The organism is Metabacillus sp. 22489, assembly GCF_052044855.1.
Taxonomy (GTDB): Bacteria; Bacillota; Bacilli; order Bacillales; family Bacillaceae; genus Metabacillus; species Metabacillus niabensis.
Map to the genome: position 1 here is coordinate 161,960 of NZ_JBQENT010000004.1, position 14,528 is coordinate 176,487.

9 protein-coding genes and 1 pseudogene are annotated in these 14,528 nt (G+C 36.9%); 3 read left to right on the forward strand and 7 right to left on the reverse strand.

Going from position 1 to position 14,528, the window contains the following annotated elements:
- Positions 1-85: 85 nt before the first annotated feature.
- Together ACTJJ9_RS04010 and ACTJJ9_RS04015 are read right to left on the reverse strand one after the other, a co-directional pair.
- Positions 86-1,540: a glycoside hydrolase family 1 protein gene (locus ACTJJ9_RS04010; RefSeq protein WP_145580628.1), complete on the reverse strand. Its 1,455-nt coding sequence runs from the start codon at positions 1,538-1,540 to the stop codon at positions 86-88.
- A gap of 350 nt (positions 1,541-1,890) precedes the next feature.
- Positions 1,891-2,652 (reverse strand): MurR/RpiR family transcriptional regulator, encoded by a 762-nt coding sequence (locus tag ACTJJ9_RS04015; RefSeq protein WP_186324103.1) that lies wholly within the window; start codon positions 2,650-2,652, stop codon positions 1,891-1,893.
- Positions 2,653-3,167: 515 nt separating this feature from the next.
- Between ACTJJ9_RS04015 and ahpC the strand changes: the two genes are divergently transcribed.
- From ahpC to ACTJJ9_RS04030, 3 genes are all read left to right on the forward strand, one after another.
- Complete coding sequence (gene ahpC, locus ACTJJ9_RS04020) at positions 3,168-3,731, forward strand: alkyl hydroperoxide reductase subunit C (RefSeq protein ID WP_095298465.1); 564 nt, start codon at positions 3,168-3,170, stop codon at positions 3,729-3,731.
- A 12-nt stretch (positions 3,732-3,743) separates the two neighbouring features.
- Complete coding sequence (gene ahpF / locus ACTJJ9_RS04025; protein WP_095298463.1) at positions 3,744-5,273, forward strand: alkyl hydroperoxide reductase subunit F; 1,530 nt, start codon at positions 3,744-3,746, stop codon at positions 5,271-5,273.
- Between the two features lie 435 nt (positions 5,274-5,708).
- Positions 5,709-6,917 (forward strand): Bcr/CflA family efflux MFS transporter, encoded by a 1,209-nt coding sequence (locus ACTJJ9_RS04030; RefSeq protein ID WP_145580630.1) that lies wholly within the window; start codon positions 5,709-5,711, stop codon positions 6,915-6,917.
- Positions 6,918-7,186: 269 nt separating this feature from the next.
- On the opposite strand, the gene ACTJJ9_RS04035 is transcribed toward ACTJJ9_RS04030, so the two are convergent.
- The 5 genes and pseudogenes from ACTJJ9_RS04035 to ACTJJ9_RS04055 form a co-directional block, all read right to left on the reverse strand.
- Positions 7,187-8,179, reverse strand: coding sequence for a glycoside hydrolase family 43 protein (locus tag ACTJJ9_RS04035; RefSeq protein WP_145580631.1), 993 nt, complete (start codon positions 8,177-8,179; stop codon positions 7,187-7,189).
- A gap of 154 nt (positions 8,180-8,333) precedes the next feature.
- On the reverse strand, positions 8,334-10,703 hold the full coding sequence (locus tag ACTJJ9_RS04040) for a glycoside hydrolase family 2 TIM barrel-domain containing protein (protein ID WP_255451779.1): 2,370 nt from the start codon (positions 10,701-10,703) through the stop codon (positions 8,334-8,336).
- 120 nt (positions 10,704-10,823) lie between these two features.
- A complete protein-coding gene (locus tag ACTJJ9_RS04045) occupies positions 10,824-12,404 on the reverse strand; it encodes an ABC transporter substrate-binding protein (RefSeq protein ID WP_145580632.1) in 1,581 nt (526 codons plus the stop codon).
- Positions 12,405-12,471: 67 nt separating this feature from the next.
- Positions 12,472-13,374, reverse strand: a complete 903-nt coding sequence (locus ACTJJ9_RS04050) for a carbohydrate ABC transporter permease (RefSeq protein ID WP_095298455.1) — start codon at positions 13,372-13,374, stop codon at positions 12,472-12,474.
- A 15-nt stretch (positions 13,375-13,389) separates the two neighbouring features.
- Positions 13,390-14,287, reverse strand: a pseudogene (locus ACTJJ9_RS04055) (ABC transporter permease).
- Positions 14,288-14,528 lie beyond the last annotated feature (241 nt).

Genomic DNA, 14,528 nt, shown 5'->3' on the forward strand with positions numbered 1-14,528 from the left:
CCTATCTTACCTAGCCTTCATATTTTATTGAATAGAAGCGCCTCACAAAATAAGTGTGGCACTTCTATTTTTTTACCCTTTTCACTTACAATTGTGCACCATTAGTAGTAATTACTTGTTTATACCAATCAAACGACTTTTTCTTTCTTCTTTCTAATGTTCCATTACCGTAATCATCTTGGTCGACATAGATGAAACCGTAACGCTTTGACATTTCTGAAGTTCCAGCACTGATTAAATCAATACATCCCCAGCTTGTATAGCCCATAATTTCTACTCCATCTACGATAGCTTCTCCCATTTGATCAATATGGGCACGTAAGTATTCAATACGATAATCATCATTGATAGAGCCATCTTCTTCTACTTTATCATAGGCACCTAATCCATTTTCAACAATGAATAATGGCACTTGATAACGATCATACATTTTCTTTAAGGTAATACGTAAGCCCTTAGGGTCGATTTGCCATCCCCAATCAGATGTTTCTAAATAAGGGTTTTTAATTCCACTGAAGAAATTCCCTTTTTCCTTCTCTTTATCAGGTGATCCACTTGCAACCATTGACATATAATAGCTGAATGATAAAAAGTCTACAGGATGTTGCAACAATATTTCTTCATCACCTGGTAGCATATGAATATGAATATTATTTTTCTCGAAATAACTTAACATATAGCTTGGATAGTAGCCACGAACTTGTACATCTGTAAAGAATAGATTCTTTTGATCTTCTTCTAATGCAGCTAAAACATCATCAGGACTGCACGTTTCCGGGTAAACTTCCATGCGAGCAAGCATACAACCGATTTTTGAATCGGGAATGATTTCATGACATGCTTTTACCACTCTTGCACTTGCCACAAATTGATGATGAAGAGCTTGATAAATAGCCTGTTCCTTATGCTCAACACGGTCTACAAGAATTCCGCTACCGATATACGGAGAAAATGTTGAGACGTTAATTTCATTAAATGTTAACCAGTATTTAACCTTGTTCTTATAACGATTAAAAACAGTTTCCGCATAATGAACAAAGAAATCAACTAAACGACGATCAGTCCAGCCATTATACTTTTGCACTAAATGTAGTGGCATTTCATAATGAGATAAGGTTACTAACGGTTCAATATCATATTTTAATAACTCATCGAACACTTTGTCGTAAAACGCCAAGCCTTCTTCGTTTGGTTCATGGTCATCACCGTTTGGAAAAATTCGTGGCCAAGAAATCGACAACCGGAATGTTTTAAAACCCATTTCCGCAAATAACGCAATATCTTCTTTATAGCGATGATAAAAGTCAATCCCACGGCGTTTCGGGAAATTATCTCCACCTTTGCCCGCTAAAAGCTCTTCTAATTCTTGTTCACTTTTAACATCCATTTCGATGTTATTTCCTCTTTTATCTTTAGGAACAAATGTGACCATATCGAAAATTGATAATCCTTTACCACCTACATTGTAGGCACCTTCTAATTGATTGGCAGCTGTTGCTCCACCCCATAAAAACCCTTCAGGAAAACGACTATTTTTCATTTTATTACCTCCTAGTCAATAAGTTTGGCTGTTTTAACTTTTTCAATTTCCCACTCATAAACAGTGTTGAATACATTTAATTACTGAGCGAAAGCGGAAGAGTTTTTAAGCCTCTTATTCTTCACTGCGCTCACTATAAAGACACATCCAAAAAAGGAATATTCAACAGATACTCTCTTTCCGCTGACGTTCTTAGCATTCGGGATACCTTTGACAATGTTTCCCTTACAAGAGTCTCTTTGCTCCCACGCCAATCAACATCTGCTTAAATTAAGGGAAAAGCTTTAATATACATTCATCATACTACTGAGAAACAAAAAAAACTGGTCTCTTTAAGACCAGTTTGAAGACTAGTTAGAACTATGTTCATGCTGAAAACGATATGTCAATACATCAAATATCCGTAAAAGCGTATAGCTACTAACACTGCTATTTTCAATTTTCCCACATTGTAATATTTCATCAAATATTCCCAATTCTTGAGTTTTATGTGAAAAAGTAATTAGCAATTTATGTCCTTTAGCTTTTTTGATTTTTTCCACGATCGGAGAATTTTCCGAAACGAGGTTTCCTTGAATCGAAATGGTAATAATCATATCTTCATCAGAAATACTAGCTAATGAATCAATTTGTTTAAATAAATTTGTTCCACATTCACAAAGCTTTCCTAAAAGAAATAACTTCTTTTGCAGCTCCACCGCCTGAACCTGATGTTTTTCAAAGCCTAATATAACGATTCTTCTCGATTGCTTTAGTTGATTGACAATCCGATCAATTTGTTCCAAAGGTATTTTCTCAATTAGCTCAATATTCTCATTTAATTGTTTCAAAAAAGTATGTGTATGTAACTCTGAGTCGTGACTTTCTTGGTTGGCCATTTCATTTGAGAAGGCAATGCTGTTTCGCAAGGAGGAGAAATTTTTAAACCCGATTCTCTTGCAAAAACGGTTAATCGTAGATGGAGATACATGACATGCCTCAGCAACGCTATCTAATGAAAAACTCTCTAACTTATCGATATGTTTTAAAAAGCTCTTAGCTAAATCATAATTAATATCCTTATTTAGGGAATTATTTAAATATGCTAAAAGTGTATATATCAGTTGATCCAATTTCCCCACCTCTAAAGAACAATTAATCATTCACTTAAATAGCAAAATTTATACTATTATTTACTACCATTACTGTATTAAATATATAAAATCTTTTAAAAAATTGTAGAAAAAAACTTTTTTAAAACCTGTTATACTTTGTTGTTGATTTCAGTACAAGGAAATCGTTATCCACAGGTGATCCGAAAGACACTTGTAGCTGAATGCCTTTTAGGTACCCCTTCACAAGCTTCTCTAAGCAGAAGTCTCATGGTTCCCCCCACACTACTCTTTAAGATTGCCTTTGTTTAAAAGGTAAATCCTCTAAAAAAAGATAATTCTAGATTACATTGACTATCTACCTATAAAAATTATCATAATTAGAAAGTGACTACTAGGTTTAATTTAAAGATAATAACTCATAATAAATATGAGCATTATCCTTGACAAAATATTAATGTTCATATAATAATAAATATTGAATTAGAATTATTATTATCAAATACTAAAATTTATCATATTAGGAGGAAGATATTATGTCTTTAATTGGAAAAGAAGTATTACCATTCACAGCACAAGCATTTCACAACGGTGAGTTCATCGAGGTAACTGAGAAAAACTTCAAAGGTAAATGGAGCGTTGTTTGCTTCTACCCAGCTGACTTTACATTCGTTTGCCCTACTGAACTTGAAGATTTACAAAACGAATATGCAACTTTGAAAGAACTTGGTGTTGAAGTATATTCAGTATCAACTGATACACACTTTACGCATAAAGCATGGCATGACCATTCAGAAGCAATTAGCAAAATCGAGTACATAATGATCGGTGACCCTTCTCAAAGAATTTCTCGTAACTTTGATGTTCTTAACGAAGAAGAAGGATTAGCAGACCGCGGTACTTTCATCATCGACCCAGATGGTATCATTCAAACTGTTGAAATTAATGCAGGTGGAATCGGCCGTGACGCAAGTACACTTGTAAACAAAATTAAAGCAGCACAATATGTTCGTAACAACCCAGGTGAAGTTTGTCCAGCTAAATGGCAAGAAGGTTCTGAAACACTTAAGCCAAGCCTTGATTTAGTAGGTAAAATTTAAGGAGTGCAATCAATGATTTTAGAAGCAGATATAAAAGCACAATTAGCCCAATATCTACAAATGATGGAAGGCGATGTGCTACTTAAAGTTAGCGCGGGAGACGATAATGTATCACGTGACATGCTTGCTTTAGTTGATGAATTAGCTACTATGTCACAAAGAATTAAAGTTGAACACGCACAATTACAGAAAACACCTAGCTTTAGTGTAAACCGTATCGGAGAAGATACAGGTGTAACTTTTGCAGGTATTCCACTTGGCCATGAATTCACTTCATTAGTGCTTGCTTTACTGCAAGTAAGTGGAAGAGCGCCAAAGGTTGATCAAAAACTTATTGACCAAATTAAGAATATTAAGGGCGAATATCATTTTGAGACATATGTTAGCTTAACTTGTCATAACTGTCCTGATGTCGTTCAAGCTCTTAATGTTATGAGCGTTCTTAACCCAGGAATCACACATACAATGATTGATGGTGCAGCGTTTAAAGAAGAAGTAGAAAGCAAAAATATCATGGCTGTACCTACTGTATTTCTAAACGGCGAAACGTTCGGCAGTGGTCGAATGTCATTAGAGGAAATCCTTTCTAAGTTAGGAAGCACACCAGATGCATCCGAGTTTGCTAATAAGGATCCTTATGATGTACTTGTTGTTGGTGGCGGACCAGCTGGTGCTAGTGCAGCGATTTATGCAGCACGTAAAGGTATTCGTACTGGTATCGTCGCTGAACGCTTCGGTGGTCAAGTTATGGATACGATGGGCATTGAGAACTTTATCGGTAACAAATATACTGAAGGTCCTAAACTCGTAGCAAGTCTTGAAGAACATGTCAAAGACTATGATATCGATGTCATGAACTTACAACGTGCTAAGGGCTTAGAAAAGAAAGACCTCATTGAAGTAGAGCTTGAAAATGGTGCAGTTCTTAAGAGTAAAACTGTTATCATTTCAACTGGTGCACGCTGGCGTAATATCGGCGTTCCTGGTGAAGCAGAGTTCAAAAATAAAGGTGTGGCATACTGTCCTCACTGTGATGGTCCGTTATTTGAAGGTAAGCATGTTGCTGTTATCGGCGGAGGTAATTCTGGTATTGAAGCAGCGATTGATCTAGCTGGAATAGTCAAGCATGTTACAGTACTAGAATTCATGCCAGAGTTGAAGGCTGACTCTGTATTACAAGATCGTCTAAATAGCTTACCAAATGTAACAGTCCTTAAAAACGTTCAAACGAAAGAAATTACAGGTACTGATAAAGTGAACGGTATTTCTTACATTGACCGCGAAACAGGAGAAGAACATCATATTGAACTTCAAGGTGTATTTGTTCAAATCGGTCTTGTCCCTAATACTGATTGGTTAGGTGACACAGTTGAACGTACGCGCTTCGGTGAAATTATTGTTGATAAGCATGGTGCTACAAATATTCCTGGAGTATTTGCTGCAGGTGACTGTACAGATAGTGCTTATAAACAAATTATTATTTCGATGGGATCAGGTGCTACAGCTTCCTTAGGAGCTTTCGATTACCTAATCCGCAATTAATAATAAAAAAATAAGTTTAATCATTAAAAGTCACTTTACTGTAAAAAGTAAGGTGACTTTTTTTATTAGGTGCTTTTTTTAAACTTTTTTTAATTGTTTGAAGCGAAAGTGAGAGACTCATGCTTAAAATACGTTTGTAGGTAGACTCGAGGAGAAGACTTCTAGACCACCCACGTAAGTACTCCTGTAGCAGAATAAACACCCAAGCTTAACAGTACCTTTAGTGGAAACAAACTTCACTTTTCAAATCAAAGTACTCCAATTAGTGTTATAATCACAAAATAGCTTCAATAGTAATGATGAGACAATGAAATTTTACTTATTCAGAACGATATCCTTGAACTAATGACGCTAATGTTATATATTGGGCTTCGTCATCTTATATAACTTATGACAATTAAATAATAGAACGAACAATAGAAAGGTGTATGTATAATGCAAGAGAATCCAACATTAAAACAACGGCTGGGATTAGCGTTATTGCTAAGCATGCTTGGCGCTTTAGGCCCGCTAAACATTGATATGTACTTACCATCCTTCCCTGATATTGCAAATGACTTGGAGGCTCATGCTTCGCTCGTTCAAATGAGTCTAACAGCATGCTTAATTGGACTTGCGACAGGACAACTCGTAGTAGGACCAGTCAGTGATGCTTATGGTCGTAGAAGACCATTGTTAATTTCGATTACATTATTTGTACTTGCTACATTACTATGTGCCTTTGCACCTTCAATTGAAATTTTGATTGCTGGTCGCTTTTTACAAGGACTGACTGCGTCTGCTGGTGTTGTCATTTCCCGTGCAGTCGTTCGGGATAGTTTTAGTGGTAAAGAATTAACGAAGTTTTTCTCACTCTTAATGGTTATTAATGCTGTTGCACCATTGGCCGCACCAATCGCTGGGGGCGGGATTTTATGGTTCCCAAATGCAACATGGAATACAATTTTCTTTGTACTATCAATCATCGGATTAATTATCGTAATCACTATTTATTTCAAATTGAAAGAAACACTCCCCGTCGAAAAACGCATGCCAAGCTCTTTCGGACATACAATTCGTACGATGGGATCCTTAATGAAGGATCGCTCGTTTATCGGCTATGCCCTTACACTAGGATTTGTACATGGTGGTAGCTTTGCTTATGTATCAGGTACACCATTTGTGTATCAAGGTATATACGGTGTTTCACCACAAATGTTTAGTATCCTATTTGGTATTAACGGAATTGCGATTATAACAGGTAGCTTTCTTGTTGGTCGCTTAGCAGGAATTATCGAGGAAAAGCGATTACTAAAAATTGGTGTAGTTACGGCAACGTGTGCAGCTGCATTTTTATTTGCCATGACAATCATTAAAGGACCACTTGCACTTATTGTTATTCCAATTTTTATTTATATGACTTGTATGGGAATCGTACTGACAAGCTCCTTTACCGTAGCCATAGCCAAACAGGGGCATCGCGCAGGTAGTGCGAGTGCATTACTCGGAATGCTCCCTTTATTAATTGGCTCGATCGTTTCACCGCTTGCTGGAATAAATGAAGCGTCCGCTGTGCCGATGGGAACAATTATCTTTACTACAACACTTCTCGGCTCGGCCGCTTTATTTCTATTAGGGGAAAAGTCTCCTTCTCTAAGAAAATAGTAAAAGCGTACATACTATTTTTATAGAGAAGCATTTGCGAAGAATGCTAGAAAAAGGATTATTGAAACCGTACCAATCCAAGTTGGAGAGTATTGAACTTTTATATTTTGTTTGATAATCTTAGGAGATTTTCAAATAAAACGAGGGTGACTCAAAAGCAAAGCTTCGCCCCCCCAAACACAATATACAACCTAATGATGAGGTTAGTTTACTATATATCAGTGTTTGTTGGAGGGGGCAGCTCCTTTTGAGTTACCCTCTACTAGTTTTTAGCCGTGTAAATCAACTCTAGGTTTTATGACCTTAAAGCTGTTCTCCGTTTCTTCTACTTCATAAATCTTAGCTCGAGACTCTGGTGTACTAAATGGTTGATGAAGAATAAGCATCCATTCATCTTCAAATGTTTTGAAAAGCATTCCATGTCCACTATCACCTTCGACTAATGGTTCAAGCTGTTCCCAAGGTCCTATTAGCTTCCCTGACTTTGAGCTAGCGATTGTTTGGACATAGCTATCATTTTTATAGCTAGACCATAGCATCACTAGATGTCCGCCTTTTGTACGATACAATTGACAGCCATCAGAAACATAAACAGTAGGCTTTACATCTGGCTTTCGTTCAGCATTTATCCACGGTGCATCTGAAGCTTTAAATAGATGAAGAGGTTCACCATCTGTGCAAGACAAATCAGCCATAAGCGGAACCGCCTCAAATGTCCCATCTATTACTTGAATCCATTCATGACAATATACCATCCATGGCTTTCCACCCTCATCTACATACAAAGTGCCATCTAATGTCATGAAAGTGCTAGGAGGAACAGGTCCATCCGTTTTTAGTAATTCAAACGGACCGTCCGGTGAATTAGATACGGCAATGCTAGTGCCTCGAAGATGATTGGTTTTCCAAACCTCTGGTGGCTCTGCAAGGATCTTATCTCTATTATGAAGTGTGACGAATAAATAATATTTATTATCGTAGTGATGAACCTCAGGTGCCCATGTCCCATGCTGTGGATGTGCCCACGTTCCATCTGGGACTTCAAAAACGACATAAGGGCCCTCCCAGTTTAGTAGGTCTTTGCTTTTATAAACAAGTACACTACTTCTCTCTAAATCCGTTAATTCTGGAATTCCTGTCGTATAAAGATAATAAGTATTTGTTTCTTTATGTGACAAGACAAACGGGTCATGAGCAGGAATATTTTTCAGCCTATGTCCCTTTATAGGATTTGTTGTATCTGACGCTTTGTTATACGGCATTTTCAGCATCTCCAAACGATTATTTTTATTCTTTTAGCTTCTCGCCTAAGTCGAAGATTCCGTTTCCGAATACTCTTGCTTAAATGAGAGTTCTTTCAACTCCTCTGTCCTTTCGCGTGATCACTTTTCTTAAGATTTAAAGAAAGTAACACTATTAATCAACATTAATTTCAACAGATGAGCTTTCCAAGCCAACAGATGATGTTTTTAAAGTAATGGTTCCTGATTTGTTAGTAGACTTCACATATATTAATAGTTTTCCATTGTAGGCTTTTCTGTTTGTTTCTTTATAATTCTGATGACTTATAGGGTTGCTGCACTCAATTCCGATAATTTCACCAGGTCCCTCAATCTCACAATCAATTAAATTATCTGCATCATAGACAAGGGTATTATTCTTATCTAGGATTTGAACTTCTACATGTGCTACATCCTGTTTGTTCGCTTTTAATGTATTCGTATCAGAAAGTAACTCTAACTTAAAAGGGTCATCAGCTGTCTTTAATTCAAATGAACAGCAAATGCTACCGTTCCTTTTACCAATTGCCTTAATTGTCCCCTTAGCATATGGAACGTCCCAATAGATCGTTCCATATGGAAAGTCTTTACGCTTTTTTACACCTAATGATTCACCATTTAAAAGTAACTCTACTTCAGGACAATTTGTACAACAAGCAACCCTGACAATCTCTCCTTCATTCCCCTTCCAAGCGCAGATAACTTCATGGTCCCAATAAATTTGCCCTGGATTCTCTTCCTTGATAGGTGTTAAGCCGATATAGACCATGTCGTGATCAGACCATTCACTTTGTTTAAAATAGTATAAAGGCTTTTTGAAGCCAGCAAGATCGAGCATTCCAGGAGTTGCATGACGTACTGGCCATCCACGTGCTTCTCCCAAATAATCAATCCCTGTCCAGATAAACTGACCTGATATAAAATCATTTTGTTTGACAGCCATCCATACATCGTGATTTCTTCCATTTTCACTTCCGTAAATTACTCTATTAGGGTATTTTTTATGGTCTTCAATATAACGAAATTCTTGATAATTATAACCAACTACGTCTAGAGCATCTGGAAACTCAGTTTCATTTGACATTATAACACTTGCTAAAGCTGCTGTTACAGGTCGGGTCGGATCATAGTGCTTTACAACACTCGCCAGCCTTTTGGCGATTTCCCCCATTCTCTTTGCTTCAGGTTTTTCAGCATTATAGCGCTCTTCAAGTACTGGGTGTGAATATGGATCATTCGGATAATCAATTTCATTCCCAATACTCCAAAAAATAATCGACGGATGGTTTCGGTCTCTTAACACCATGTCCTTCAAATCCGTTTCTGCCCATTCAGCAAATTCAGAAGCATAGCCATCTAAAGATGGTTCACCTCGATTCCATCCCTCTACCCACTTATTTTTAGGAAATTCCCACTCATCAAATGCTTCATCCTGAACTAAAAATCCATATGAATCACACATATCCAGTAATTCTGGTGCAGGGGGATTATGACTCATTCTAATCGCATTCACACCAGCTTCTTTTAAAAGCCGCAAACGACGATGCCAAACCTTTTCAGGAACAGCCGCTCCTAGACACCCCGCATCATGATGGATACATACACCTTTTAATTTCAAGCTTTTACCATTAAGAAAAAAGCCTGAATCCACATCGAAATGAAATGACCGAACACCAAGCGGCGTTGTCACCATATCTATCACTTCACCACTTTTTCTCATTTTCGTTTCAACACTATATAAATACGGATGATCAGGTGACCAAAGATTTGGTTGTTCAAGGAAAACAGAATGCTCAAAGTTAAGTTCGTCATTTGCTGGAATCTTCTCGATAGATGAACAGGAGATTACTTCTTTTCCATTAGCATCTTTAATATGATGTTCTATCTGAATTGTAGCTTCGTCTTGAAAATCATTTTTCACACTTGTTTGAATATGGATTTCAGCCTCTTGTGTTGATATGTTCGGTGTCGTAACAAATACTCCATATGGCTTGATATACACATTATCTGTTATATTGATAAATACATTTCGATAAATACCAGAGCCTGGATACCAACGAGAATCAGCAAAATCGGAATGATCTACTTTTATAGCAAGAACATTTTCCTTTGTTTCAAAATTCACATATGGAGTCAGGTCATAATGAAATGAGCTGTAACCATATGGTCGTTTACCAAGAAAGTGTTCATTTATCCAGACTTCACTATTTTTATAAATTCCATCAAACTGAATAAAAAGCTTCTTTCCTTTAATATTTTTAGGGATAGTAAATTTCTTTCGATACCAACCGATCCCACCTGGTAAATACCCTGTTGAGCTTGCATATTCCTTCTTAAACGGACTTTCAATACTCCAATCATGTGGCAAATCTAATGTACGCCAAGCTGAATCATCAAACTGAATTTTATACGCATCAGAATTGTCACCTTTTAAGAATTTCCAATCAAAGTTAAACATTCTACTTTTTACAGATAGATTCCAGTCTTGAGTTAGTACATTTGACATAATCGCTACACCCCTTAACAAGTGATTGTAAGTGTTTTATTTAAAGCATTTTAGACTGATAGAATAAGGGCTATCAAGCAAGTATGATAGCCCTCTGTTCACTTAACTTTCATCGTTCGATTAATTGCCCTCTACAAGCTTTTTATATTCATCCATTTGCTTTTGGATTTCATTTAATACCTTCTCATACCCTGCTGCTTCTAATCTCTTACGCAAGTCTTCAACAGCTTTTTCTGGGTCTCCTGCTTTACCGAAGGCAATTGCGGGTACCATTTGAGCAGTTACTTGTGATAAAGCAGCAAGCTCTGCTTCTACAGGAGTACTATCGAAAACAAATTGTCCATATGGATATGGCTTCTTAATTTTATCGTACTCCGCGTAAATCTCAGACATTCCCTCCCACTTATCAGCACTTGGAATTTCGAACTTGTCAACACGCCCACCCCAGAAGTTAGAAGCGAAGGAATGCTTTGTTTCATCATAGCCTTCAGGACGAACACGTTTGCCGTCTTTAATTTCATATTGTACGCCTTCAATACCATAGTTAAATAGCTTGTAAATTTCCTCATCATTGCGAAGTAAGTCGTATACCATTAACGCCCGTTCTGGGTTTTTACTTTTCGCTCCAACAGCAGTAGCTCCGTGAGTAATCGACATTGAAATTAAATTGTCTCGTGTATCAGACCATGCAAACATATCGATTTCTGATCCTGGTTGTTTTATGTCCATTTGTGGACGCAAGCCTGAAAATGTTTCAGTATGATGCTGGTCAGCTCCTGTCTTACCAGCTTGGAATAATGCCCGAGTGTCTCCTTTGTAGTTTAATACATCTGCACGCCAGTAGCCTTTATCCGCCCAATCTTTCATTAGCTTTGCATAATCGACAAAAATATCTTCGAACACCGGACTCATAATTGTATATGGATCCTCATAGGATTTAGCCCAATAAATCGGGAATACTCCTGTAGCGATTGGAATTTCAATCGCATCTGAATAAGAAGTTGTATATCCCCATGCAGTTGTAACGTTTGTTCCTGGTGTATCCCATGGAATGACACCTGGTTTATTATCGATAATACCTTGGAAGTACTTACCTAATGTTTCAAAATCCTCAATAGGTTCTGTAATTCCAAATTCCTTGGCCCAATCTGTACGATAGAAAAAGCCATGGTTTACCCATTGTGTAAAGGAGTCCTCAGGGATCATCACAATTTTGTCATTATATTTTGTTTGCTCCCAATTTTCTTCAGATACTTCCTCCCAAGTTTTAGGAGCGTATGTTGGAAGTAGCTCAGTAATATCCATGAATGCACCTTTTTGTGCATTTCCCCACGCATCTAACCAGTCAGTTGCTGTGATAATTAAATCAATAGGTTCTCCCGACGCAAGAGTTAGATTATACTTTGTCATATAATCCGCCCATTCAATCCATTTTATTTCAAGATGAGCGTTTACTTTTTCTTTTAATTTAGCATTTACTTGTTCCATTACTTTTTCTAATTGACCGTTTGTCGGCTTATCTCCCAATGTCATCATCGTAATCGTAACAAATTCTGACGTATCAATTTCCCCATCTTCATTGACCTTTGTGCTTGGATTGGAGTTTTCTGAATTCGTTTGACTAAATCCATTACAGGCCACAAGGCTAAAGGTCAACAGCATTGCCATGAACAGTACTAATAGCTTTTTCATCTTTACCATATAATTGCCTCCCTTTACTTAATTGTTCTTTCTATGAAATGAGGATGTTCCCTCAGGCCATAACCAATTATCCTTTTACTGCTCCAACTGTAATCCCTTTAATAAAGAATCGTTGTACAAAAGGATAGAAGAGAATTACCGGACCAGTTGCAATCACTGCTGTTGCCATTTTCATCGTTTCCAACGGTATTTCCTGTGGTGCTACATTTGAAGCTGCAGCAGAATTCCTTATGAAGTCAGCACTTGTAATAACGTTATAGAGAAATAACTGTAACGGTCGATATTCCATGTTCGGTGATAGGAATAGCATTGAGTTGTACCATTCGTTCCAATAGCCTAACGCAATAAAGAGACCAATAGTAGCTAAGGCTGGTGTTGACATTGGAAGAATTAATCTGAGAAAAATCGTAAAATCACCGGCACCGTCCATTTTTGCAGATTCTGTAATTTCATGTGGGATTGATTTAGTAAACGCTTTCATCATAATGATTAAAAACGGACTTAATAATCCTGGAAGAAGTACTGCAAGATAATTATCTTTAAGATGTAAATATTGTGAGATTAACAGATAAAACGGCACTAATCCACCAGAAAAAAGTGTTGTGAAGTAAATATAAAATGAAATCTTATTTCGATAGTGGAAGTCCACTCGCTGTAATGCATAGCCTGTCATGGCGACAATGAACAAACCTAATGCTGTACCAACTAGCGTAATTCCAAATGTTACAGCATATGAACCTATAATAAGTCTTGGATTCCTAAAAACAATTTCGTATGCAAACGTAGTGAAATCTAGTGGCCACAAGGAAAAGCCGTTTTCCATAATCGCCTGCTCTGATGAGAAGGAAGATGAAACGATTAACACAAAGGGTAAAAGACAACATAAGGAAAAAATCCCGATAAACCCATAACCGATTATACGAACCATTATGGTCGATAAGTCTATATTCCGCCTACTCGTACTTTGCATAAACAATTCCCTCCTTTAAAACAATGAGTTTTCTGGCGAGAATTTTTTAACTAGCCAGTTTGCAGTAATGACGATAATAAATCCAAATACTGATTGATATAAACTAACTGCACTTCCAAGAGAGAAGTTGAAATTTGTCATTAAATGTACGGAACACATACGTCTCAATAATATCCGTCGACTCATAAAGCATTGTATTATTTGCCCCAACTAAATTGTAGAACAAGCCGAAGTTTCCTCGTAATACTCCACCTAAAGAGAATAGGAGTAAAATGATGAAGGTTGGTTTTAGCCAAGGGATAATGATATATCGAATTCGTTGGAATGCATTTGCGCCATCAATTTCAGCTGCTTCTAAAATCGATTTGTCCAGACCCATAATAGCAGCAAAATAGACGATTGAGCCGTAGCCTGTAGATTGCCAAAGGAAGGTCACAACGATGATATAAGGCCATATTGCAGGATTAGAATATGTTTGAACTGGATCCATTCCGATTGATTTTAAAAATGAATTTAGCGTACCATAATCGTAGCTAAGAATGTTATATGCTAGTAAACCAATTAGAACTGCAGATATAAAATGCGGGAGAAACATAATCGTTTGTGATACTTTTTTGAACCATTTACTTCGAAGTTCGTTTAGCATAATTGCGACACCGATTTGTAGGAAATTACCGAGAATAATAAATGCTAGGTTATAAGCAACTGTATTAAAGGTTAGCTTCCATAAATCTCCTGTCATAATTAAAAAGCGAAAATTTTCTAAGCCAACAAAAGCGCTTTCAAATATCCCGAGTGAATAATCATAATTTACAAATGCAAGATATAATCCTGGCATTGGTAGATATGCAAATATAGCAAAGAAAATAATTGCAGGTAAACACATTAGCAGTAGGGTTCGGTTCTTCCACATTCTTTTAAATACAGATTCTTTCTTCTGTTTTTCAACAATTGTTGTCTGTGACTGCACAGTTACGGTTTTCATATAAATCCCCCCTAACAACATAATCTTAATAATGTAGCAGCAACCAACTTTACCAAATAAAGCGACAATATTATCTAGTTGATTACTAATCTCTTACCATACTCAATATTTAAAAAGACTTTCTTATTTAATAGAAAGGCTTGTTACATCTATATGGAGAAGATAAATG

What these genes read in the sequence shown, in the direction of transcription:
- ACTJJ9_RS04010 (WP_145580628.1), bottom strand. Translation starts at nt 1,540, where the DNA reads ATGAAAAATAGTCGTTTTCCTGAAGGGTTTTTATGGGGTGGAGCAACA.
- ahpC (WP_095298465.1), top strand. Translation starts at nt 3,168, where the DNA reads ATGTCTTTAATTGGAAAAGAAGTATTACCATTCACAGCACAAGCATTT.
- ahpF (WP_095298463.1), top strand. Translation starts at nt 3,744, where the DNA reads ATGATTTTAGAAGCAGATATAAAAGCACAATTAGCCCAATATCTACAA.
- ACTJJ9_RS04030 (WP_145580630.1), top strand. Translation starts at nt 5,709, where the DNA reads ATGCAAGAGAATCCAACATTAAAACAACGGCTGGGATTAGCGTTATTG.
- ACTJJ9_RS04035 (WP_145580631.1), bottom strand. Translation starts at nt 8,179, where the DNA reads ATGCCGTATAACAAAGCGTCAGATACAACAAATCCTATAAAGGGACAT.
- ACTJJ9_RS04040 (WP_255451779.1), bottom strand. Translation starts at nt 10,703, where the DNA reads ATGTCAAATGTACTAACTCAAGACTGGAATCTATCTGTAAAAAGTAGA.
- ACTJJ9_RS04045 (WP_145580632.1), bottom strand. Translation starts at nt 12,404, where the DNA reads ATGGTAAAGATGAAAAAGCTATTAGTACTGTTCATGGCAATGCTGTTG.
- ACTJJ9_RS04050 (WP_095298455.1), bottom strand. Translation starts at nt 13,374, where the DNA reads ATGCAAAGTACGAGTAGGCGGAATATAGACTTATCGACCATAATGGTT.